Here is a 20634-nt window from a genome sequence, read left to right as displayed (position 1 = left end):
CAAAGGGAGAAACCACGTGACGAAGATCCTCCGTCGCGGCCTGCTTGCCGCCGCCCTCGCCCTCGCCGCCACCGGCGGCGCCGCGGCGCAGGACCGCAGCATCACTGTCGCCAGCACGACCAGCACCGAGCAATCCGGCCTGTTCGGCCACATCCTGCCGATCTTCACGCGGGACAGCGGGATCGCCGTGCGCGTCGTCGCACTCGGCACCGGCCAGGCGCTCGATGTCGGCCGTCGCGGCGATGCGGACGTGGTCTTCGTGCATGACCGCGCGGCGGAGGAGCGCTTCGTGCGCGAAGGCTTCGGCCTGGAGCGCCGCCACGTGATGTACAACGACTTCGTCGTCATCGGCCCCGCCGCCGACCCGGCGCGCATCGCCGGGCTGACCGACACGACGGAAGCGTTGCGCCGCATCGCCGGCGCCCGCGCGCCCTTCGTCTCCCGCGGCGACCGGTCCGGCACGCATGCGGCGGAACTGCGCCTGTGGCAGCAGGCGAACACCGACCCGGCGCAGGGGCGCGGGCAGTGGTACCGCGAGATCGGCCAGGGCATGGGCCCGGCGCTGAACACGGCCGCGGCGCAGGGCGGCTACATCCTCGCCGACCGCGGCACCTGGCTCGCCTTCCGCAACCGGCAGGACCTGCGCGTCCTCGTCGAGGGCGACGCGCGGCTGTTCAACCAGTACGGCGTCATGCTCGTGAACCCGCAGCGCCATGCGCATGTGAAGGCGGCCGACGGGCAGCGCTTCATCGACTGGATCCTCTCCCCCGCCGGGCAGGCGGCGATCGCGTCCTACAAGGTGGGCGGGGAGCAGTTGTTCTTCCCGAACGCGACGCAGCCCGAGCCGGTCTCGTGAGGGCGGCGGCGCTCCTCGCCGCGCTGCTGATCGCAATGCCCGCCGCGGCCGAGCCGGTGCACCTCGCCGCCGCGGGCTCGCTGCGCGCCGCGCTGGCCGAGGTCGCGACGGCCTTCGCCGCGTCGCAGGGCGGCGCGCCGGTGGCGCAGACCTACGCGCCCTCGGGCCTGCTCCGCCAGCGCATCGCGGCGGGCGAGCCCTTCGAGGCCTTCGCCTCCGCCAACATGGAGCATCCCCAGGCGGTGGGGCGGGAACGCGGGCGGCCGACGGTGCTCTTCGCCCGCAACGGGCTCTGCGCCATCGCGCGGCCTGGGCTCGCGGTGACGAGCGCGACGCTGCTCGACCGCATGCTCGACCCGGCGGTGCGCCTCGGCGCTTCCACGCCACGCGCCGATCCGGCGGGCGACTACGCCTTCGCCGCCTTCGCCCGCGCCGACGCGTCTCGCCCCGGCGCGCGCGCCGCGCTCGAGGCCAAGGCGCTGACGCTGACCGGCGGGCCGGACAGCGCGCGCCCGCCGGCCGGGCGCGACCTCTATGCCTGGCAGTTCGAGCGGGAGGGCGGTGCCGACCTCTTCCTCACCTACTGCACCAACGCCGTGCTGGCGCGGGCGGCGAACCCGGCGCTGCGGCAGGTGCCGCTGCCGGAGGAACTCGCCGTCGGCGCCGATTACGGGCTGGTCGTGCTGGGCGATCGGCCGGAGGCGGCGCGCTTCGCCTTCTTCCTGCTCTCGCCCGAGGGCCAGGCGATCCTAGACCGGCACGGCTTCGTCGCGCCGGGCCTGTCCGCGCCTTCCCCCTGACGCGGGCCAGGCCCACATCCACCGCGATGGCCGATGCCCCCTTCCCTTCGCGCCGTGCAGTGCTTGCCGGCGCCGGCGCGCTCGCCGCCGCCCCGGCGCGGGCCGAGAGGCTGGTCGCGGATGCGACCGGCCGGCGCATCGGCGTGCCGGACCGCATCGCGCGCGTCTTTCCCGCCGGGCCGCCGGCGGCGATCCTGCTCTACAGCCTGGCGCCGGACCTTCTGGCCGGCTGGCCCGCCCGGCCGCCCAGCCCGGCCGAGGCCGCCTTCCTGACGCGCGAGTCCGCCGCCCTGCCGCAGATCGGCCGGCTGACGGGGCGCGACAACAGCGCGAATGTCGAAGCCGTGCTCGCGCAGCGGCCGGACCTGGTGCTCGACTACGGCTCGACCCGGCCGGTCTTCGTCGACCTCGCGGGCCGCGTGCAGCAGCAGACCGGCCTGCCGACGCTGCTGCTCGACGGCGCGCTGCCGCGCATCCCGGAGACCTATCGCCTGCTCGGCGAGATCCTCGACCGGCGGGAGGCTGCCGCGACGCGCGCCGCGGCGGCCGAGCGCATCCTCGCCGACGCGGTCTCGGCGGCCGAGGCGCTGCGCGCGCGCGGCCGGCCGCGGGTGCTGTACGTGCGCGGGCCGCGCGGGCTCGAGACCGGCGTGGCCGGGTCGATCAACACCGAGATCATCGAATTCGCGGGCGCGGAGAACGTCGCCGCCTCGGCACTCGGCGCGGGCAGCCTGGTGCAGGTCTCGATGGAACAGGTGCTCGCCTGGAATCCCGACTGGGTGGTCGCCATCCATCCGGGCTTCCCGGCACATGCGAAGGCCGATCCGCTCTGGCAGGCGCTGCCGGCGGCGCGGCGGGGACGGCTGGTGCTTGCCCCGGGCCTGCCCTTCGGCTGGGTGGACTTCCCGCCCTCGGTGAACCGGCTGCTCGGGCTGATGTGGCTGCCGGTGCTGTTCGGGCTGCGGCCGCGGGACGGGCTGGCGGAAGCCGTCGCCGATTTCCACGCGCTGTTCTTCCATCGCCGGCCGGACGCCGCGCAGGTCGCGGCGCTGCTTGGCCCGGCGCTGCCCGGCGCGTGATGCGCCGCGCCACGCGATGGCACCCGGCGCCCGGCGGCGCGGCGGGCTATCGTCGATGAGCCGGGCGGACAGCCCCTGGCGCGGGCCGCTGGCCTGGACGCTGGCGGTCGCAGCGCTGCTCGCGGCCATGGCGGGCGCGCTCGCCGTCGGGCGCTTCCCGATCGCGCCTGGCGACCTGCCGTCGATCCTGCTCGGCGCACGGGACGACGTGGCGGCGACGGTGTTCTGGAACATCCGCGCGCCGCGCGTCGCGGCCGCGATGCTGGTGGGCGCCTCGCTCGCCGCCGCGGGCGCGGCGTTCCAGGGGATGTTCCGCAACCCGCTCGCCTCCCCCGACCTGCTTGGTGTCAGCGCGGGGGCTTCGCTCGGCGCGGTGCTCGGCATTTTCCTGGGCCTGCCGGTCGTGCTCGTGCAGGGCATGGCCTTCGCGGGCGGGATCGCCGCCGTGGCCGCGGTGGCGGCGATCGCCGCGGCGGTGCGCGGCCAGGGCGACCCGCTGCTGGTGCTGATCCTGGCAGGCATCGCGCTCGGCGCGCTGATGGGGGCGGCGATCAGCCTGCTGAAGGTGCTGGCCGATCCCTACAACCAACTGCCGGCGATCACCTTCTGGCTGCTCGGCACGCTGTCCGCCGCGACGCGCGGGGACATGCTGGCGGCGGCACCCGCCGCGCTCGCGGGGCTGCTGGTGCTGCTGCTGCTGCGCTGGCGGCTGAACCTGCTGACGCTGGGGGAGGACGAGGCCCGCGCGCTGGGCGTCGAGACCGGGCGGCTGCGCGCCGCAGCGGTCGCGGGCGCGACGCTCGCCACCGCCGCCGTCACGGCGCTGGCCGGCGCGGTGGGCTGGGTCGGGCTGGTCGTGCCGCACATGGCGCGGCTGCTCGGCGGGCCCGACCTGCGGCGGCTGATCCCGCTGTCCATGCTGCTCGGCGCGGCCTTCCTGCTGGCCGTCGACACGCTTGCGCGCATGGCGGGGCGCACGGAACTTCCGCTCGGCGTGCTGACCGCGGTGCTCGGCACGCCGCTGTTCCTGTGGCTGCTGGCGCGGGCGCGCAGCGGGGGCGGGGCGTGACCGCGCTGCTGCAGGCCGAGGCGCTCGCCGTCGGCCATGGCCGGCGCGTCGTGGCGCGCGACATCGGCTTCGCGCTGGAGGAAGGGCGCGTGCTGGCGCTGCTCGGCCCCAACGGCGGCGGCAAGACGACGCTGCTGCGCACGCTGCTCGGCCTGATCGCGCCATTGGCGGGGGAGGTGCGCCTGTCCGGCACGCCCGTCGCGCGACTGGCACGGCGGGAGGTGGCGCGCCTGCTCGCCTATGTGCCGCAGGCCTCGCCCGGCGGCTTCGCCTATCCGGCGCGGGAGGTGGTGGCGATGGGCCGGGCGGCGCGCCTGCCGCTGCTGGCCGGCCCCGGCGCGCGCGACCGCGCGGCGGCGGAAGCGGCGCTCGACCGGCTCGGCATCGCGCATCTGGCGGACCGGCCGGTGACGGAATTGTCGGGCGGCGAGCGGCAATTGGTGCTGATCGCGCGCGCATTGGCGCAGGAGGCGCGCTGCCTCGTGATGGACGAGCCTACCGCGAGCCTCGACTTCGGCAACCAGGCGCTGGTGCTGCGCCAGGTGCGGGCGCTCGCCACGCGCGACGGCCTCGCGGTGCTGATGACGACACACCACCCCGACCACGCGCTGCTGGTGGCCGATGCCGCGATGCTGCTGCATGGCGGGCGGCTGGAAGGGCCGATGGCGCCGGCGGTGCTCGTCACGCCCGACCGGCTGCGCGCCGCCTATGGGGTGGAGGCGGTGGTGGCGGAGGTGCCGGTGCCCGGCGGCACGCGGCTGGTCTGCGCGCCGGTGGTGACCTGACCCGCCGCGCGCCGCCTCAGGGATCGTCGTAGACGACCGGCGTCGTGAAGGCCGCGTCCTCGTGCCGCTGCCAGTAGAGGTCGAGGATGCGCCGCGTGACCGGGCCCGGCCTGCCATCGCCGATCGGCCTGCCGTTGTAGGAGGTGATCGGCGTGATGCCGCCCGCGGTGGTGCTGGAAAAGATCTCGTCCGCCGTGTCCAGCTCCTCGACGCGCACGGGGCGGAACTCGCAGCGCATCTGCAGGTCGGCGGCGATCTCGGCGACGGTGCGGCGCGTGATGCCCTCGAACATGCCGCGGTCGGGGGAGGCCAGCGCGCCGTCCTTCACGATGAAGACGTTGTAGCCCGGCCCCTCGGTGATCGTGCCGTCGGCCAGCGGCAGCACGGTGGTGTGCGCATCCTGGTCGTAGGCCTCGAACAGGCTCATGGTCAGGTCGAGCCAGTGGAAGTTCTTGATCCGCTGGTCGAGCGCCTCCGACGGGATGCGCTGCGTCTTCGCCAGGACCAGCTTCCAGCCGTCCCGCCGCTGGTCCTCGTTCGCGATCCACAGGAAGGGCGTGACATAGGCATACAGCCGGTTGCGGCAGAGCCGCGGGTCGCGCGTGCCGGGCGGCTGCACGCCGCGGGAGCACATCACCATGACGAAGGCGTCGCGGTAGCCGGTGCGGCGGACGCATTCCATCAGGATGTCGCGCAGTTCGTCGTCGGTGTGCGGCAGAGACATGCGCAGCCCGGCGATGGAGGCGCGGAACCGCTCGATATGGTCCTGCATGCGGAAGAAGCGGCCCTTCCAGACGTGCAGCGCGTCGTAGGTCACGTCGGAGCGCAGGAAGCCGCGGTCGAGGATGGGGATGGTGGCCTCGGCGAGCGGCATGAACCGGCCGTCCATGTAGGCGACCCCCTGGGCCGCGGCCATTTCGTCGATCGCGTTCATGCAGCCTGAGTCTCCCGTCCCTCGAAGCCCGCCAGCGCGCCGGCGACGCAGCGCGCGATGGTGTCCATGTTGTAGCCGCCTTCCTGCACCAGCGCGGTGGGCAGGCGCAGCGCCGCGAGCCTGGCGCCGATCCGGCGGAAGCCGTCGAAGGTGACCTTGAGCCCCTCGGTCGGGTCGTCTTCATGCGCATCGACGCCGAGGGAGACGACCAGCGCCTCCGCCTGGAAGGCCTGGATGCGCGCGCAGGCGGCCTCGAGCGCGGCGAGGAAGGCGTCGTCGCCCGCGCCCTTCGGCAGCGGCAGGTTCAGGTTGAAGCCGAGGCCCCGCCCCTCGCCCCGTTCATGCGCGTGGCCGGCGAAATAGGGGTGGTAGTCGATCGGGTCGCGATGGAGCGAGGCGAAGAACACGTCGTCGCGGCAGTAGAAGATGCCCTGCGATCCGTTGCCGTGGTGCACGTCGATGTCGATCAGCGCGACGCGGCCGAAGCCCTGGCGCAGGTGCTGCGCCGCGATGGCCGCGTTGTTCAGGAAACAGTTGCCGCCGCCCATGTCGGCGAAGGCGTGGTGGCCGGATGGGCGGCAGAGCGCGTAGGCGGCCGCCTCGCCCCGCAGGACATGCGACGCGGCCTCAACGGCGAGGTTCGCGGACTCGATCGCGACCGCCCAGGTATGTTCGCCGATCGGGGCCCAGCAATCATGCATGTGGTAGCCGGCGCGGCCGACGATCGAGGACGGATAGGCGTTGTCCATGCCGCGCACGGGGAAGATGTAGGGGAAGACATCCTCCGACGCGCCTTCGATCTTCCGCCACTCGCCCCAGGCATGCTGGAGGAAGTCGAGATACTCCGGCGTGTGGATGGCGGCGACAGGCTTCGGCCCGTGCGGGGCAGCATTCAGCAGCGCGTGCCCGTCGGCGCGCAGCGCGGCGAGGATGTTGTCGGCCCGCGCCGGCAGGTCCCGGTTCGCGACGACGCGGCCATGCCGGAAGGTCTGGGCCGGCCGATGCCCGGCATGATGGGGGGAGAAGAAGACCTTCACGACAACGCCCGCCGGATGCTCTGGGGCCCAGTAGAGGCTGGTTCCCAAGGCGAGGCAACGCCGGATGGGCGGCGCGATGGCGCTCATCGGTTTCGGCAACCCAGCGCTGCTGTCGCATGGGGTGCGAGCGCTCGGCGCGCGCGACCGGCGCCGGCGTGGAGACATGGCCCGACTCCCCCTCGCGGCTCCCGGCCGCATGGCCGACGGAGCACGCGAGGGGCACGCGCGTCAGGCGCGGAAGCGCGCGGCGTTGTCCGCGGCATAGGCGGCGAGGCTGCGCGGCGCGACGCCGGTCAGCGCCTCCACATCGCCGGTCACGCCGGCCGTCCATCCTTCGCGGACCGGATGGAAGATCGAGGCGAGGAAGCCCGCATAGTCCACCGGCACGCCGGCGCCGGTCAGCGTCGCGATGAAGGACGCGTCGTCCACCGGCAGGTACCGGATGGGCCGCCCCGACGCCTGCGACAGGATCGCGGCCGCATCCGCGTAGCCGAGCGCCGCCGGCCCGGTCAGGTTGAAGGCGCGGCCGTCGAAGCGGTCGCTGCGTAGCGCCGCGGCCGCGCTCGCCGCGATGTCGCGCACGTCGATGAAGCTGGTGCGGCCCTCGGCGGCGGGCACGGCGATGACGCCCTGCCGGATGCCGGCAAGCCAGAAGCTGTGGAAATTGTCGGCGAACCAGTTGGGCCGGAGGATCACGTGCGGCGTGCCGCTCCGCTCCAGCGCGATCTCGGCGCGGCGATAGGGGATGCTGTCGTCGGCATCGACGCCGAAGACCGACATCAGCACCACCTTCACGCGCCGCGCGGCGGCCGCCGCGGTCACCGTGCCGAGCAGGCGCTCGATGTCGAGATGTCCGGCCGGCAGCAGGATGAAGGCGCGGTCCACGCCCTCGAAGGCGGGCCCGTGCGTGGCGGCGTCGGCGAGGTCGAAGCGCACTGCCTCGGCCCCCGCGACGGGGGTGGCGTTGCGGGTCGCCGCCTTCACCGCCTCCCCGGCGGCGAGGAGGTTTGCGACGAGGGGGGTGCCGACGGTGCCCGTGGCACCGAGGACGAGGATCTTGCCGGCCATGGCATGCTGCTCCGCGCGATGGGTCTCCGAGGAACTTGGTATCTTTCGGAAACCTGATTACGATGGGGAAGCAGATAGAAAGCCGGCGGATCGCTGTGAAGAAGGCACCATGACGTCACCAGGTCACCCGGAGGAAACCACCCCCGCATCGCCACCCGTCGTGCCTCCCTACGACGTCTACTGCGAGGCCTGTCCGACGCGCCTCGTGCTCGATCGCCTCGCCGACAAATGGGTGGTGCTCATCCTCGGCCGGCTCGCGCTGCGGCCGATGCGCTTCAACCAGCTGCGACGCGACATCCAGGGCGTCTCGCAGAAGGTGCTGTCGCAGACGCTGAAGAAGCTGGAGCGCGACGGACTGCTGCATCGCCGCGCCTTCGCGACGGTGCCCGTCACGGTCGAGTACTCGATCACCCCGCTCGGCGAGACGCTGGCCGCGCGCATCGCCGAGATCGCACGCTGGGCGGAGCAGCACATCGAGGCGGTGATGGAAGCGCAGCGCCGCTACGACGCCGCCGGCGCGCGATGATTGCCGGACGCGTCCCTGGCGCGGGCATCGCGTCGCGGAGCCGCCGCGCCAGAAACGCACGCGCGGCCAGCCACATGCCAGCGCGCTACGGGCCTCCGCCGGGCGCGAGGCGCAGGGCGGCGGCGGCGCTGATCTCCCGGCGCCGCTCTGCCGTCGCGGACGGCCATTCCCCGATCTCATGGGCCAGCCTGCCGCAATCGCGGCACAGCCCGGCCGCGGCGTCGTAACTGCAGGTGCCGCGGCAGGGCGACGCGACGCTTCTGCCCCCGGCCTGCCGTTCATCGCTTGGTGTCATGACGTTCCGGCACATTGGCCTTTCGCGACACCCAGCGCCACAGGCGCGCCCCGCCCCGGCGCCGTCATCGAGGCTGGCCAGTCGGGGTGCCGGGAACAGGTGCCACTCCGCGTACTGGCCCGCCCCCGCATGCTGCGGTCGGCGTCGCGCGCCAAACCGCTCGTCAGGTGCAGGCCGGACGATCCGGGTCGACCGATGGCCTGCAGGATGGGGGAGAGGAAGGGCTTCGCGGCAACAGCCCGCCGGATGCTTCGGTTTCCGGTGGAGGCACGTTCCAAAGGCGCGGCAATGCCGGCGCGATCGAGGTTGGCGGCGCCAAGGGCCTGGTGCGGCGTGTTCGGGCGGGGCGGCGGAAATCTGGCGGGGCGAGATGAGCCGGAGATCAACGGTCTCTGCAAACCTACCGGGCCGCTGTTTGATGCATGGGCGGCCCGACAGACAGCGATGGATCACTTCCGCCCGCTGACCTCACGCGCGGAGCGCATCGGTGGCGAGGGCAAGCCGAAATCCTCCGCGTCGCCCAGCCAGGACAGCCTCCCTTGCGCGTTCTCCGCGCAAATCTCGACGTCAACAGAAGCGCAGTACAGCGCGTTCACCAGCGCCTGCATGGCATCCTCACCGCCAAACTGCCCTTTTCGGTTCGTCAGAGGACCTACGATCTCGTAGGCGCAGAACCAGCAGTCGCCTTCGGGCGCAAGTGTCGGACGGCCAATCCTGACATGGAATTGTGGCTTGCCATCGACTTCCATGACCCGGGAGGCGATGACGTCGATGGGCGCGTCACTTGGAATATTGGACATCTTGAACTACCTCCCGATCATGAGCGGTGGAATGTATGAACCGCGTCCACATTGCGCATAGCGTTCCATGGCACTGGCCCAGCAGGATCGCCTCACGGCTGGCGAGGGCAAGGTACGGCAAACCATCTGATCACGCACAAGTTGGGCGTCGCAGGCAGCGCTTCTTGCGTCAGCGATGGCTATGGAGCGCTCCACCTCGCTACCCTCGACGATGGCAGGACTGGGATCTTCGTTGTCCCCGCCCGCGGGATCAGCGCGCGTGTGGGCAGAGACGGTTACGGGTTTGCCCTCTACCGTTCTGACGTAGCTCCGCACATTTACAATACCGGCCTCGCTCCCGATGCCAGGAGGTGTCGACGCGCTGCGTGCGGGTGGGTGGGTACCGAGAAGTGGTCTTCTGGCGAGCGCTGGGGAGCTTTCGATAGCTGCCGCGCGGTCTGGAATTGCAGCAGATGACAGCCCGCCCATGAGAGGCCTCCGTGTTCGAAGACAAAACATGCATCAATATAGGAAAATTTTCAAGAACGAAATTAGAACATTGCGCCTGAGCAAAGGCTACAGCCTCCCCCCAGCGCTTGCCGGACAAGGCCAAGGTGGACAGCCCAAACACAATCACTGCCGGTTGGGGCTGCCCAGGGTAGTCGTCATGAGGAAACTAACCACTGTGGCCCTTATGAGCGAAGGAAGGGCGCTCAGTTGGATGGCTTTGCGTAGGTTCCTGCTCGGCTTCGCCGCGAGGCTGCGCGAGCCAGAGCGAAAAGCAGCGTAGCGGTGCGAACCAGAGCGAAACTGGCGGAGAGGGTGTCTGCCATATTCAAGACTAAGCCTGTCTAGGACCGTCCTGTATCCCGCCTTTTACATTGCATTCTGACGAACCAATAATCTACACCCGTCTAGCCCGATTTAATCCTACCCCCGTCCTTCGCGGGGGTATGAATGGGGGTAGAGCGGTGAGGTTCAGGAATGGGTAGGGCGATTGGGAACCTAACCGCCGTCATGGTGAAGGCGCTTCGCCACGATCCTGCGAAGGGCAAGCGGCCCGTGCGTTTCCCGGATGGTGGCAACCTCTATTTGCAGGTTGCGGCCGGCGGTTCGAAGTCCTGGCTGTTCCGCTACACCCTGCACGGCAAGCCCCGCGAGATGGGCTTAGGCCCCGTGGGGGAACCGCCGGCCGGCGTGCCGCTGGCCGAGGCCCGCAAGCGTGCTGCGGCTGCCCGCGCAATGTTGGACGAAGGCCGCGACCCCATCGCGGAGCGTGAGGCGCAGCGCGAAAAGACGAAGCGCGACACGGCAGAGGCCACCGCGCGCACCTTCGAAGCCGCCGCCCGCGCCCTGGTAGAGACGAAGCGCGCCGGCTGGCGCAGCGCGAAGCACGCCGCGCAATGGCTCGCCACGCTGGAACAACATGCCTTCCCGACCATCGGAAAGAAGGCGGTGGCAGCTATCGGAACGGATGACGTGCTGGCGGTGCTGCGCCCGATTTGGGACCGCACTCCCGAGACGGCTTCGCGGCTGCGCCAGCGTATTGAGGCGGTGCTAGACGATGCCCGCGTGAAGGGATGGCGCTCCGATACGCTCGCAAATCCGGCCCGGTGGAAGGGGCATCTTTCCGCAACGCTGCCCTCGCCCCGAAAGGTGCGCCCGGTGGCGCACCACCCTTCCCTTCCCTGGCAGCAAATGGGCGCCTTCATGGCTGCGCTTGCCGAGCGGGACGGAATGGCCGCGAGGGCGCTGCGCTTCGCTATCCTGACGGGCAGCCGCACGGGCGCGGTGCGCCTGATGCAATGGCGCGAGATAGACCTCGCCGCGAAGGTGTGGACGGCACCGGCTGCGAATATGAAAACGAAGAAGCCCCACCGCACACCGCTTGCCCCTGCCGCGTTGGCGCTGTTGGAGGCGGTGCGCCCGCTGGCGAAGAAGCCGAGCGACCTTGTATTCCCCGGCGCCCGTGCAGGCCGCCCGCTGTCAGATATGGCGCTGTCCATGTTGGTGCGCGGCATGGCGTGTGACGGGCTGGCCGAGCATGAGCCGCCGCGCTGGCGGGACATTGAAGGCCGCCCGGTGGTGCCGCATGGCTTCCGCGCGACCTTCAAGGGATGGAGCCTCGCGGCCGGCTATCCCGACCCGCTTTCCGAACTGGCGCTAGCCCATGCTGATAAGGACAAGGTGCGCGCCGCCTATGCGCGCGAGGACATGCTTGAACAGCGCCGGCCAATGATGGACGCGTGGGGTGAGCATTGCGCCAAGACACCCGCCGCCCCTGCCAGCCTCGCCGCTGCTCGCGCCAAGCGGGCGACGGGCAACGGCTGACGCCATGGCCGCGCGCATTGCATCCCATGCCGTTTTCACCGGCAACGGTGGCAACGGTGGCAACGGTGGCAACAACCGCAGAAATCCGGGGCTTTCAAGCGTTGCCAGTAGCGTTGTCACTGGTGGCAACGGTGGCAACGCCAAGCATCCGAGCCGCGGCGGCTTCCGCGGCAATGAGGGCGCCCCGTCCCGGTGGTGAAAGCATCGGGCGGCGGCTCGAACAAATTTGGCAGCAATCCGGAGGCTGCGTTCTATCTCGGATCCTCATCACGGCTGTTGCGGGTTTCACGAGTGATTGGCTTCAGCCCGCCCACCTCCATGCGCGCCATCCGGCAACATCTTTTTCGCTCCCGCTGCCGCAAACGTCCGCATCGCATCATGTGGCGCTATCGGATTGGTCGAAGCTCAAGCGGCGCGATGACCCGATACAGCCGCGCGAACCCCTCATCAGCAAGCGCCTCAAGGCCTTCGGGAAGGGCATTAGTCGGCACCCCATCCGCATCCAGAAGCAGCAGGTGTGTGAACACGCCACGCCAATCGCGGCCGTCGCGGGCGGCGCGAAGTTCTGTCACCGACGGCGGTTGATCAAAGGCTACCGACCAGGCCCGCCAGGGTTCCAAGACGCGCACAGGCTGCTTGCCAGCAGTGCTGAACAGGCCGGGCACGAATGCTCCACGCAGGTTCACAGCACGATGGCCCAGATGCATATGCAGAGGCCAGTCAATGGCAAGGCGCATGCCGCGTGGCCGATCCTTATTGCCCTCCGCTCCGGCACTAACAGGTAGCAGGATGCTGCCCACCGGCAGGCGGGAAACGGCACGATCTACGGCGGCAATCTCAGCCGCGCCGCGCCGCCAAATGTCGGCTTTCCACACGGCCTTCGCAGTCCCAACAGCGACGAGCATCGCCGCAGCGCCGGCGATCGCGCGCGACATGGGCCACGGGCCTGGCCGCAGAGCCGCGAGCAGGCAAATTAGGCTGAGCCACGCGCAACGAAACTCGATCTGCGTCGTATCGCCAATGCTTGATGGGAGGATCACCGCGGCGACGATGAGTACACCGGCCAGGAGCGCAAGCCCCGCATGTTGCACAAGCCGACCTGCGCGCGCCATTGCCGTCGCGAGCAAGACAAGAACCAGCGCGAGCGCCACGCCTTCGGCGACAGCGTAGACAAGGAATGGGAGCAGCGGCACGAGGACCTTGGCCTTAGCCTGCCAAGTCCAAAAGACGAAATTAGTTGTCCCCTCACCGGCGACGCCGGGCGGGCTTTCGGCGATATGCATGAGAGCGGCGACCGCGAGCACGATAGGCGCAGCGCCAAGACATGCGCGCCTCAAGGCACGCAGCCACGACAGGCGACACGTTGGATACCGCTCGCCAAAGGCGAGCGCACCGGCGAGTCCGGCAAGGGCGGCTGCGCCCGCTAAATGAATGACAAAGATGGCCGCCCCCGCCACCGTTACTACGACTGTACGCACGAGCAGCCGTGGTTGTGTGGCTGCCAGCGCAGCCGCAGTCAGCAAGGCAGCACCGATGGCTATTTGCTGGTTGAGGAAGCCGGCGGCGAAATTGATGTTCCAGGCTAACACCGGGATCGGGAGTAGCCCCAAATGCCACGCTCCCGCCACGATGCGCCCGAGAGCAAGCGCGCCCGCGATGGGCATGAGCAGCGCGAACGCCACGGCCAACCGACCCACAGCCTCAACACCAATGGTCGGTGCGAGCACGAGGGCAAGCAAGTCCACGCCGATGTTCGTCGAAGCGCGTGCCCAATCCACAACGTAGAATGCATTGAGCGGGGGTTCGGCAGCGCCTCCCGCGATAAGCCAAAGGCGTGCCAAGTGGTTAGGGTAGTCCACCAGCGGCGGTACCGGTGCCACGAAGAGCGGTACGCAGGACATGCAGACAAGGATGAATAGCGCGACCGGAACTACATACTGGCGATGCACAGGAACGCCTCGCGCGATCACGCCGTCCACCGTGCATTGACCCCTTCACACCGCAGCACCCTCCCGCCCCGGACCAGCGAGGGATTGTCGGCGCACCAGTGCACCATGACGGCTTGCAGGGCCCCGAGCGCGATTCCGATACGCATGGCTTCGCCTCCCCCTGCAGCAGACTGCAGACAAGTTCGCGCTGCTCTCGCGGCTAATGCCGAGGCGCCGTGCCAGGCCCCGAAGGTCCGCTTGAGTGCACTTTGTCGCGACGGACCGCCTCCGTCGTGCGGGCGCTCCCGTGCAGAACCACCCCGTTCGCACGCCCTTTTCGTATCTACAAGTGACTGTACCGCCAAAGTCTAGTTAAGAACATCAAGATGAACGGAAACACTCTTTTCGGAAATGCATTGGATATATTAATCATTATATTCCGCACCCCGAATACTGAGTAGAGATCTGTGGTATCATGCCCGGCGGCGTAAGCCCAAACAACGCGCGCCGCGACAATATGGCTGTTAGGTTGTTTTGCGATCTACGACACCCGCCCAGGTATGCCGCACTCGCCGAGGAAGCTACTGCCCTTTGCCAACACTACTTTGGCAGAAACAGTTAGGCGGCGGCTGATATAAGGTTGCCTCGGTGGAGTCCGCGACGCGACAGACGGCAAGAGCGCCCTGATCCGGCCGTTTTTTCGAGCCGAGCGCGCGAAGCCCGATCCCACATGCGCTGAGGATGCCGCCCGGCAATTGGCGCGCGTAGCCATCAATTCCTGGCGAGAAAAGCGCCACGCGCGCCGCGGGGCCGATGCGGTGGCGTGACGCGCCCGCGTCTCGCTAGTCTGACTATCGGCGGGGCAAGGGCCGGCCAGCCCGCGCGGAACTCCGAACCGCGCAGCCCCGCCGCCTTCCTTTCGGAGAGCGCATCGGAGGCGCTGAATGTCGGACGAAGAAAAGCCCGCCCCCACCGATGGAGGCAGCGCGCCCCCTGAGGTATCACCGCCGGACCTTGGCGAGTGGGGCTCGAATTATCTCGATTCATTGTGGGATGCGCTGCACCTCTACGCCGAGACACCAGAACAGTTTTCGGGCGCGCTTGCTGCTCTTGTTTTCCACGCTCGCCATTTACGCCCCGAGCATCACGCCGAACTGGCGGACTTGATCCGCACCCCGTTCAAGCGACCGCGCGGGCGAAGCCCCAACCGCTCACGACAAGAAGAAATCTGGCACCGCTATTTCTTCCTGGGCCCACGCACACCGCGCACACAGGCAATCGACGAGATAGCGGCGGACTATAATTTGAGCCATGACGCGGCTGAGAAGGCCTACGATAGAGCGAAGCGTTATTTCTCGGGACGCTGACGTCGCCGACATAAATCGCTGATTTGGTGGTGTGGCTTCGCGCTCGTCCATGTGAATAATCCAGCGCCGTTCACCCCCATAGGGAGACGGCCAAATGCCTTCTGATCTTTCCGAACCTCGCCGCCGCAAGCCCCTTCCGCCTGCGCCTTCATTCGCGGCAGACGCCGCGCTATTGACCGCCGCGGAAGGCGCGGCGGTCGCGCGAATTGGCGTCAGCACATTTTGGCTTCGCGTGAAGGAAGGGCGCTTCCCGCCGCCAATTTACATTGGCGCCAAGTCGCCGCGCTGGCGCCTGTCGGAACTGCGCGCCGCGCTTGGGGTGGCAGCCTGATGCGCGCCGCCCTGAGCCTCGCCGCCCCATCCCTCGCGCTGCTTGCCCTGCTGTTGCTGGTCGGGCTGGCGCGCTTCGCCACCACCTAATGAAACGCCCGGCGCGCTCGATGGAGCGCAGCCGGGCGAGGGAACAAGAGCGCGATTACTGGCACGCCCGATATAGGGCAAAGCGCCATCCCTCGCTAGCGTTTGCTGCGGTTTCCGCGAGCGTCCCGGCCGGGCTGAAAGAGCCGAGACATGGAACCTTCAACCACCTGCACCGCGCCGCTGCGCGCGCTGCTGAGTGAGGCCGCATCCCTGCGCCTTCGCGGCGATCACGGTGCCGCCGAAATCGTGGAAGCGGACGCCCTGCGCGCCTTGCGCGCGGCGCCGACACCCGAGCGCGCGGAGGCCCGGCAATGATCGGGGCGATATCCGACCGCGCCCGGATAAGCGCCGTCATCGGCTGGCAGGAAGCCGCAGGCTATGGCTTCCGCAACGCGCTCTATCGCGCCGTCTTGGCGGGCGACCTCGCCCTGGTCGAACTGCTTCCGCGAAGCCGCCTGCCGCGCGAGGCGCTATGGAGCAAGGCGCCCACCGTTATTGTCGTGGGCGACGATGCCGGCATCTCAAGCGGACCGGCGGACTTCCCCGATGCGGGCAGGCTTTTCCCCTGGGCGCCGCGGGTGATGATCCACGCGGCCGGCGGGGAACTGCGGCACTACGAATGGGTAGTGGCTGCCGCGCAAATCTTCCGGCGGGTGCTGCTGATCGAAACAACGACCGCAGCGGAGCCCGCATGGATGGACCTTGCGGAGCGCGAGCGGGATCGCCGCGCGAGCGAGGGGCTTCCGCCGCTTGGCGTGCTGCTGATCCAGGTTCCGGAAGACCTGCCGCCGCATCCCGTCCCGCCGTCTTGGTGCAGGGGGGATGCGCCATGAGCGGCGATCCCATGGCGACGCTGCGAGCGGCGCTCGCCCGGCAAGACCTGTCCCCAAAGGCGCGCGCCTTCCTTCAGGACGTGGCGAGGCGAGCGCCATGGGGCGGGATGACAGCCCGCCAGGCCGCGGCGGTGCGACGCATCGCAGAGGCCGAGCCGGCGCCGGACTTCGCCGCGATCAATCGAGCGGCCCGCGCCCGAGCCGAGGACGTGTGCCGCAGGCTGCTGCCCGGTGGTGCGCGCCACGGGAAGGAATGGGCGGCGGGCGACCTGTCCGGCGCTGCCGGCAAATCCCTGCGCGTGCGGCTGGAAGGCGACCGCGCGGGCGCCTGGATCGACAACGCGACAGGCGACAAGGGCGGGGACTTCGTGAGCCTCGCCGCTGCCGTCGCCCGCGTGCCGCAGGCCGATGCGGCGCGGCATCTCGCGCGGATGCTTGGGGCGGAGGCCAGCCAATGAGCGGCGCCCCCCTGCAAATCCGGGTGGAAGTGCTGCCCGAGCCGCGCCCGCATAAGCCGCGCGTGGTGGCCGTGGCCGCCGCTATCGGCCGTGCGCCGCTGCTGTCGGACCTCGACACCATGCCGCCGCCGCGCGGCGCGATGCTGCCATTTCCGCCCCCACCGAACGCCGCAGCCGACTTCGCGACCATCGCGCGGACAGCGCTCGAAATGGGCGGAACCGTCGCGCTGTTCGTCTCTCGCCATGACGCCGCCGCCGCCGAGCGGTGGCTTGAAAGCATCGAAACGGAGGCCGGCCGATGAACGACGCCGCCGATATGTTCGCGCCGCTGCCGTCCGGGCCGCAGCGCTCCACCACCGCAGGCAGCGAAGGCGCGACGAAAGCGCCGGACTGGAAGCCCGAACTCCCGGCGCCCGAGGAACCGCCGGCCGTGCCACGCCATCCCGCGCGCGGCACGCCCGCCGCGACGTGGATTTACCGAGACGCAGAGGGCCGCCCCCTTTTCATGGTGGCAAGGTTCAACCCGCCGGGGCGGCGCAAGGAAATCGTGCCCTACAGCTACGGCACGAAGGACGGCCGGCGCGGCTGGCATTGGCAGGGGCCGCCGTCGCCTTCCGCGCTTTACCGCCTGCCCGACCTCGCCGCCCGGCCGGCCGCGCCCGTGCTGGTAGTGGAAGGCGAAAAGGCCGCGGAGGCCGCCGCGGTGCTGTTCCCGTCGCATTGCGTGGCCACCTGGCAGGGAGGCGCCCAAGCGGTGGAGCGTGCCGACTGGAAGCCGCTTGCGGGCCGTGCGGTGGCCGTATGGCCGGATAACGACAAGCCCGGCGCCGACGCTGCCGCGGACGTGGTGAAGGCCCTGGGCGCTACCGGGGCGGCTTCCGTGGCGGTGGTGAAGATCCCCGCCGGATGGCCGGACAAATGGGATGTTGCCGACGCGCTGCCCGATGGCGTCACGGCGGATGCGTTGCGCGCGATGCTCGCTGAGGCCGAGCGCGCTGCGACTGAGGAAGCCGCCGCCGCTGCCGCATTGCCGCCGGGCTTTCGGCTGACGCCCGATGGGCTTTTCTTCGTGCCGCCGGGCGATGACGACGCGCAGCCCGCGCAGGTTTGCGGACCGTTGCGCGTGGTGGCCGCGACGAATGACGGCGCAGGCCGGGCTTGGGGCGCCTTACTCGAATGGAAGGACGGCGACGGGCGGCGCCATCAATGGGCGATGCCGCGCGCAATGCTGGCCGGCGACGGAACCGAGGTTCGCGCGCATCTGTTGGACGCGGGTTTGTTCCTCGCGCCGGGCAGGAAGGCCCGCGAACGGCTGGCAGAGTATCTGACACGCGCCGATCCGCCCGGCCGCGTGCGGGTAGTGGCGCGGCTTGGCTGGCACGGGACACCCGGCGCGCGCTGCTTCGTGCTGCCGGACGGCGCACTAGGTAGCGCCGACGCGGGCCGCGTGATGCTCCAAACCGAGCGGCCGGATGCGCTGCCGCCGCTGGTGCAGGCTGGCAGTCTTGCCGACTGGCAACGCGACGTGGCCGCGCTGGCGGTGGGAAACACTCGACTAGCCTTCGCCATCTGCACCGCGCTGGCCGCGCCGTTGCTGGCGCTGGTGAATGGCGAGGGCGGCGGCTTCCATCTGCGCGGGCCGTCATCTGTCGGCAAATCGACCGCGTTGCTCGCCGCCGGCAGCGTTTGGGGCGGCGGCGGCTTGCGCGGATGGGTGCGATCCTGGCGCACCACCGACAACGCTCTAGAGGCGGTGGCCGCCGCGCATTGCGACCTGCTTCTAGCCTTGGATGAAATGGGCGAGGCGCCCGCCGAGACGGTGGCCGCCTGCGCCTATGCGTTGGCCAATGGTGCCGGCAAGGGCCGCGCCACCCGCGACGGCAGCGCCCGCCGCATCGCGGAATGGCGCGTGCTGTTCCTATCGACTGGCGAGGAAGGGCTTGCCGATAGGCTGGCCGAGGCGCGCGGCGGGCCTAAGCGGGTGCGAGCCGGCCAGGAAGTGCGCGTGCTGGACGTGCCGGCCGATACGGGCGCCCATGGGCTTTTCGAGACGCTGCACGACCACGCGACCGCCGCGGCGCTAGCAGATGCCATCAAGGCCGCAGCCGGGCGCTACTACGGCACCGCAGGCCGAGCATGGCTCGAAATCCTGGCCGCCGATCCTGAGGGGATAGCAGCGCAGGCCCGCGAGGTGGTGGACGCCTTTATTGCCGCGCACGTTCCGCCTGATGCCGCCGGCCAGGTTCGCCGCGCCGTTGCACGGTTCGGGCTTGTCGCCGCTGCCGGTGAACTCGCCGCCGGGCTTGGCGTGCTGCCGTGGCAGCCGGGCGAAGCCGAGCGGGCCGCGGCGGCTTGCTTCATGGCATGGCGACGCAACCGGGCCGCTGGTGACGGCGCGGCCGAGGATGCCGCGGCGGTGGCCGCGGTGCGCGCCTTCGTGGCGGCGCACGGCAGCGCGCGCTTTCAGGTAGTGGGCGAGACCGAGACGACCGACGAAGCCCGCCCCGTCATTAACCGGGCTGGTTGGCGCAAGCGCGACGCGGACGGCTGGCGCTACCTGATCCAGCTCGACACGTGGAAGCGCGAGGTTGTCGCCGGCATGGACCCGGAGGCCGCGGCGCGTGCGTTGCGGGTGGCGGGCTTTCTCGTGCCGCAGAGCGAGACTGCGGAGCGCCATAGCCGCATGGAGCGCGTCGGAGAGCCGAAGCCCTTCCGCGTCTATGTGGTGCGGGACAGCATCCTATCCGGCGCGAGCAAGGCCGACGCCGAGGCAGAGGAATGACCGCGGCGCGCCCCGATCCGCTGGCAGGCTGGCGCGCAGCCCGTGCCGCCCGGATCGCCGCTGCGACCGTTGCCACCGTTGCCACCACGGGAAACGCGGTGGCAACGCCTGCAAAGGCTCGGGAAACCGCGGTTGTTGCCAGCGTTGCCACCGTTGCACCGGAAATCGAGCAAGATTGCATTGCGCGGCGACACCACAGGCCACCCGAGGCCCCGGACGCATGGGGGCTGACGGAGGCCGAACGCGCGGCGGCGCTGGCGAGGCTGGAAGCCGCTGCGGCTGTTCCTGCCCCGCCGCCGCCACCCGCGCCGCCCAGGCCCCTGCCGAACCCGCCGCGGCCGGCGGTGGCGTGGCACGCGATGGACTACGGCGCCGAGCGTGGCCGCGCCTTTGCGGCGGCGCGCCGGCAGCGGGGCGCCTGTCCAACCTGCGCCGGCCGGCGGTGGTGGCGACGCGCGGGAACTGATGAGCAACCGGACTGCCAGACCTGTCACCCGGCGCCACCGGGGCTGCCGGTTGAGGCTATCGAGACATGAGCGGAGAGCCGATGAACGCGGGGCAGGCTCGCCGCATCGGAAAGGCGGTGGCGCTGTTGGGCAGCCCGGTTGATGGCGAGGCCGTCGCCGCAGCGCGCGCCATCGGCCGAACGCTGGAAGCGGCCGGGATGGATTGGCCGGCCTTTGGCGCCGTGGTGGAAGCCGCATTGCGCCAGCGCGCGGCGCCGGCCTTCACCTTCGCGACGCTCGCGCCGAGGACGGCGCGCAAGCAAATGGGCTTCCTCGCCTGGCGCCCTGGCGTGACGCCTGCCGAGCGCGCTCGCATCGAATCGCTGCGCGCGCGGCTGTTGAAGGCGGAGCGCCTGATCCTCTCGGCCGAGGAAATCGGATGGCTTGATAGGCTTTGGCAGCGGGAGAACGGAGGCGGAGCGCCATGATCGGAACCGAAGGAATTACGCGCGCAGAGGCGCCCGCGCGCGAGGGCTGCGGCTGGTCAATCCTGCGGACCTGGCTGCCGACAGAAGCGCGGCGCGTGCCGCTGGTCTATGCCGAGGCCGAGGGGCCGGGCGGCGTGCGGCTGATCCTGACGGTGGCGCGGCTGCGCGGCGGGCGGCTTGAGGTAAGGCCGCCGCGCGGGCCGGATGGCGTGGGGGATGGCGTTATGCTGCCGGACGAAGCGCGCGACGGGCTGCGCGACCTCGTCGTCGCGGCGGTGCTGGCCGATCCGCAGGCGCGGGCAGCAATACGGCCGTGAGCGTGTCCAGCGCACTCGCCGAGCGATGCAAAGGTT

General features: G+C 70.3%; 22 protein-coding genes. 16 read left to right on the top strand and 6 right to left on the bottom strand.

Features of this window, described 5'->3' with window-relative positions; all coding sequences use genetic code 11:
- The first annotated feature begins 16 nt into the window (after nt 1-16).
- Genes J5Y09_RS20045 through J5Y09_RS20025 form a run of 5 tightly spaced genes read left to right on the top strand, consistent with a single transcriptional unit; the run spans nt 17 to nt 4589 of the window.
- Complete coding sequence (locus tag J5Y09_RS20045; RefSeq protein ID WP_432761241.1) at nt 17-856, top strand: ABC transporter substrate-binding protein; 840 nt, start codon at nt 17-19, stop codon at nt 854-856.
- Nucleotides 853-1656, top strand: coding sequence for a molybdate ABC transporter substrate-binding protein (locus J5Y09_RS20040; protein WP_342451514.1), 804 nt, complete (start codon nt 853-855; stop codon nt 1654-1656). The genes J5Y09_RS20045 and J5Y09_RS20040 overlap by 4 nt, the downstream gene beginning before the upstream one ends.
- A gap of 26 nt (nt 1657-1682) precedes the next feature.
- A complete protein-coding gene (locus J5Y09_RS20035) occupies nt 1683-2735 on the top strand; it encodes an ABC transporter substrate-binding protein (protein ID WP_209353630.1) in 1053 nt (350 codons plus the stop codon).
- A 55-nt stretch (nt 2736-2790) separates the two neighbouring features.
- On the top strand, nt 2791-3804 hold the full coding sequence (locus J5Y09_RS20030) for a FecCD family ABC transporter permease (RefSeq protein WP_209353628.1): 1014 nt from the start codon (nt 2791-2793) through the stop codon (nt 3802-3804).
- Nucleotides 3801-4589, top strand: a complete 789-nt coding sequence (locus tag J5Y09_RS20025) for an ABC transporter ATP-binding protein (protein WP_342451513.1) — start codon at nt 3801-3803, stop codon at nt 4587-4589. The genes J5Y09_RS20030 and J5Y09_RS20025 overlap by 4 nt, the downstream gene beginning before the upstream one ends.
- 16 nt (nt 4590-4605) lie before the next feature.
- Here the strand turns inward: J5Y09_RS20025 and J5Y09_RS20020 are convergent, their stop codons facing one another.
- From J5Y09_RS20020 to J5Y09_RS20010, 3 genes are all read right to left on the bottom strand, one after another.
- Complete coding sequence (locus tag J5Y09_RS20020; protein WP_209353627.1) at nt 4606-5523, bottom strand: aminotransferase class IV; 918 nt, start codon at nt 5521-5523, stop codon at nt 4606-4608.
- Complete coding sequence (locus tag J5Y09_RS20015; RefSeq protein WP_209353625.1) at nt 5520-6647, bottom strand: histone deacetylase family protein; 1128 nt, start codon at nt 6645-6647, stop codon at nt 5520-5522. Before J5Y09_RS20015 ends, J5Y09_RS20020 begins: the two co-directional genes overlap by 4 nt.
- Nucleotides 6648-6788: 141 nt before the next feature.
- Nucleotides 6789-7628 (bottom strand): NmrA family NAD(P)-binding protein, encoded by an 840-nt coding sequence (locus J5Y09_RS20010; protein WP_209353623.1) that lies wholly within the window; start codon nt 7626-7628, stop codon nt 6789-6791.
- A 109-nt stretch (nt 7629-7737) separates the two neighbouring features.
- On the opposite strand from J5Y09_RS20010, the gene J5Y09_RS20005 reads away from it, so the two are divergent.
- Nucleotides 7738-8154, top strand: a complete 417-nt coding sequence (locus tag J5Y09_RS20005; protein WP_209353622.1) for a winged helix-turn-helix transcriptional regulator — start codon at nt 7738-7740, stop codon at nt 8152-8154.
- An 85-nt stretch (nt 8155-8239) separates the two neighbouring features.
- Here J5Y09_RS20005 and J5Y09_RS24865 read toward each other — a convergent pair whose 3' ends face one another.
- A complete protein-coding gene (locus J5Y09_RS24865) occupies nt 8240-8449 on the bottom strand; it encodes a DUF1289 domain-containing protein (RefSeq protein ID WP_408904072.1) in 210 nt (69 codons plus the stop codon).
- 449 nt (nt 8450-8898) lie between these two features.
- Nucleotides 8899-9249: a DUF6968 family protein gene (locus J5Y09_RS19995; RefSeq protein WP_209353619.1), complete on the bottom strand. Its 351-nt coding sequence runs from the start codon at nt 9247-9249 to the stop codon at nt 8899-8901.
- Between the two features lie 996 nt (nt 9250-10245).
- On the opposite strand from J5Y09_RS19995, the gene J5Y09_RS19990 reads away from it, so the two are divergent.
- The gene (locus J5Y09_RS19990; RefSeq protein WP_209353618.1) at nt 10246-11559 is read left to right on the top strand and encodes a tyrosine-type recombinase/integrase; all 1314 of its coding nucleotides are present in this window, start codon (nt 10246-10248) and stop codon (nt 11557-11559) included.
- Between the two features lie 386 nt (nt 11560-11945).
- Here the strand turns inward: J5Y09_RS19990 and J5Y09_RS19985 are convergent, their stop codons facing one another.
- A complete protein-coding gene (locus tag J5Y09_RS19985) occupies nt 11946-13538 on the bottom strand; it encodes a hypothetical protein (protein ID WP_209353617.1) in 1593 nt (530 codons plus the stop codon).
- A gap of 893 nt (nt 13539-14431) precedes the next feature.
- On the opposite strand from J5Y09_RS19985, the gene J5Y09_RS19980 reads away from it, so the two are divergent.
- The 9 genes from J5Y09_RS19980 (at nt 14432) to J5Y09_RS19940 (ending at nt 20598) form a co-directional block, all read left to right on the top strand.
- Complete coding sequence (locus J5Y09_RS19980) at nt 14432-14854, top strand: hypothetical protein (RefSeq protein WP_209353616.1); 423 nt, start codon at nt 14432-14434, stop codon at nt 14852-14854.
- Between the two features lie 94 nt (nt 14855-14948).
- On the top strand, nt 14949-15185 hold the full coding sequence (locus tag J5Y09_RS19975) for a helix-turn-helix transcriptional regulator (RefSeq protein WP_209353614.1): 237 nt from the start codon (nt 14949-14951) through the stop codon (nt 15183-15185).
- Between the two features lie 239 nt (nt 15186-15424).
- Nucleotides 15425-15589, top strand: a complete 165-nt coding sequence (locus J5Y09_RS19970) for a hypothetical protein (protein WP_209353613.1) — start codon at nt 15425-15427, stop codon at nt 15587-15589.
- Nucleotides 15586-16107: a hypothetical protein gene (locus J5Y09_RS19965; protein ID WP_209353611.1), complete on the top strand. Its 522-nt coding sequence runs from the start codon at nt 15586-15588 to the stop codon at nt 16105-16107. Before J5Y09_RS19970 ends, J5Y09_RS19965 begins: the two co-directional genes overlap by 4 nt.
- A 107-nt stretch (nt 16108-16214) precedes the next feature.
- The gene (locus J5Y09_RS19960) at nt 16215-16565 is read left to right on the top strand and encodes a hypothetical protein (protein ID WP_209353609.1); all 351 of its coding nucleotides are present in this window, start codon (nt 16215-16217) and stop codon (nt 16563-16565) included.
- Nucleotides 16562-16867, top strand: a complete 306-nt coding sequence (locus J5Y09_RS19955) for a hypothetical protein (protein WP_209353607.1) — start codon at nt 16562-16564, stop codon at nt 16865-16867. Before J5Y09_RS19960 ends, J5Y09_RS19955 begins: the two co-directional genes overlap by 4 nt.
- The gene (locus J5Y09_RS19950; RefSeq protein WP_209353606.1) at nt 16864-19347 is read left to right on the top strand and encodes a DUF927 domain-containing protein; all 2484 of its coding nucleotides are present in this window, start codon (nt 16864-16866) and stop codon (nt 19345-19347) included. The genes J5Y09_RS19955 and J5Y09_RS19950 overlap by 4 nt, the downstream gene beginning before the upstream one ends.
- A gap of 532 nt (nt 19348-19879) precedes the next feature.
- Complete coding sequence (locus J5Y09_RS19945) at nt 19880-20281, top strand: hypothetical protein (protein ID WP_209353604.1); 402 nt, start codon at nt 19880-19882, stop codon at nt 20279-20281.
- Nucleotides 20278-20598 carry a hypothetical protein gene (locus J5Y09_RS19940; RefSeq protein WP_209353603.1) on the top strand — a complete coding sequence of 107 codons (321 nt, stop codon included), beginning with the start codon at nt 20278-20280 and terminating at the stop codon, nt 20596-20598. Before J5Y09_RS19945 ends, J5Y09_RS19940 begins: the two co-directional genes overlap by 4 nt.
- The last annotated feature ends 36 nt before the right edge of the window (nt 20599-20634 follow it).

It is taken from the genome of Roseomonas nitratireducens (assembly GCF_017813355.1).
Taxonomy (GTDB): domain Bacteria; phylum Pseudomonadota; class Alphaproteobacteria; order Acetobacterales; family Acetobacteraceae; genus Neoroseomonas; species Neoroseomonas nitratireducens.
Note: the sequence above shows the minus strand (reverse complement) of the source record. Positions and strands in the feature narration are given on the sequence as shown.

What these genes read in the sequence shown, in the direction of transcription:
- J5Y09_RS20035 (WP_209353630.1), top strand. Translation starts at nt 1,683, where the DNA reads ATGGCCGATGCCCCCTTCCCTTCGCGCCGTGCAGTGCTTGCCGGCGCC.
- J5Y09_RS20030 (WP_209353628.1), top strand. Translation starts at nt 2,791, where the DNA reads ATGAGCCGGGCGGACAGCCCCTGGCGCGGGCCGCTGGCCTGGACGCTG.
- J5Y09_RS20020 (WP_209353627.1), bottom strand. Translation starts at nt 5,523, where the DNA reads ATGAACGCGATCGACGAAATGGCCGCGGCCCAGGGGGTCGCCTACATG.
- J5Y09_RS20015 (WP_209353625.1), bottom strand. Translation starts at nt 6,647, where the DNA reads ATGAGCGCCATCGCGCCGCCCATCCGGCGTTGCCTCGCCTTGGGAACC.
- J5Y09_RS20010 (WP_209353623.1), bottom strand. Translation starts at nt 7,628, where the DNA reads ATGGCCGGCAAGATCCTCGTCCTCGGTGCCACGGGCACCGTCGGCACC.
- J5Y09_RS20005 (WP_209353622.1), top strand. Translation starts at nt 7,738, where the DNA reads ATGACGTCACCAGGTCACCCGGAGGAAACCACCCCCGCATCGCCACCC.
- J5Y09_RS24865 (WP_408904072.1), bottom strand. Translation starts at nt 8,449, where the DNA reads ATGACACCAAGCGATGAACGGCAGGCCGGGGGCAGAAGCGTCGCGTCG.
- J5Y09_RS19995 (WP_209353619.1), bottom strand. Translation starts at nt 9,249, where the DNA reads ATGTCCAATATTCCAAGTGACGCGCCCATCGACGTCATCGCCTCCCGG.
- J5Y09_RS19990 (WP_209353618.1), top strand. Translation starts at nt 10,246, where the DNA reads ATGGTGAAGGCGCTTCGCCACGATCCTGCGAAGGGCAAGCGGCCCGTG.
- J5Y09_RS19980 (WP_209353616.1), top strand. Translation starts at nt 14,432, where the DNA reads ATGTCGGACGAAGAAAAGCCCGCCCCCACCGATGGAGGCAGCGCGCCC.
- J5Y09_RS19975 (WP_209353614.1), top strand. Translation starts at nt 14,949, where the DNA reads ATGCCTTCTGATCTTTCCGAACCTCGCCGCCGCAAGCCCCTTCCGCCT.
- J5Y09_RS19970 (WP_209353613.1), top strand. Translation starts at nt 15,425, where the DNA reads ATGGAACCTTCAACCACCTGCACCGCGCCGCTGCGCGCGCTGCTGAGT.
- J5Y09_RS19965 (WP_209353611.1), top strand. Translation starts at nt 15,586, where the DNA reads ATGATCGGGGCGATATCCGACCGCGCCCGGATAAGCGCCGTCATCGGC.
- J5Y09_RS19960 (WP_209353609.1), top strand. Translation starts at nt 16,215, where the DNA reads ATGACAGCCCGCCAGGCCGCGGCGGTGCGACGCATCGCAGAGGCCGAG.
- J5Y09_RS19955 (WP_209353607.1), top strand. Translation starts at nt 16,562, where the DNA reads ATGAGCGGCGCCCCCCTGCAAATCCGGGTGGAAGTGCTGCCCGAGCCG.
- J5Y09_RS19950 (WP_209353606.1), top strand. Translation starts at nt 16,864, where the DNA reads ATGAACGACGCCGCCGATATGTTCGCGCCGCTGCCGTCCGGGCCGCAG.
- J5Y09_RS19945 (WP_209353604.1), top strand. Translation starts at nt 19,880, where the DNA reads ATGAGCGGAGAGCCGATGAACGCGGGGCAGGCTCGCCGCATCGGAAAG.
- J5Y09_RS19940 (WP_209353603.1), top strand. Translation starts at nt 20,278, where the DNA reads ATGATCGGAACCGAAGGAATTACGCGCGCAGAGGCGCCCGCGCGCGAG.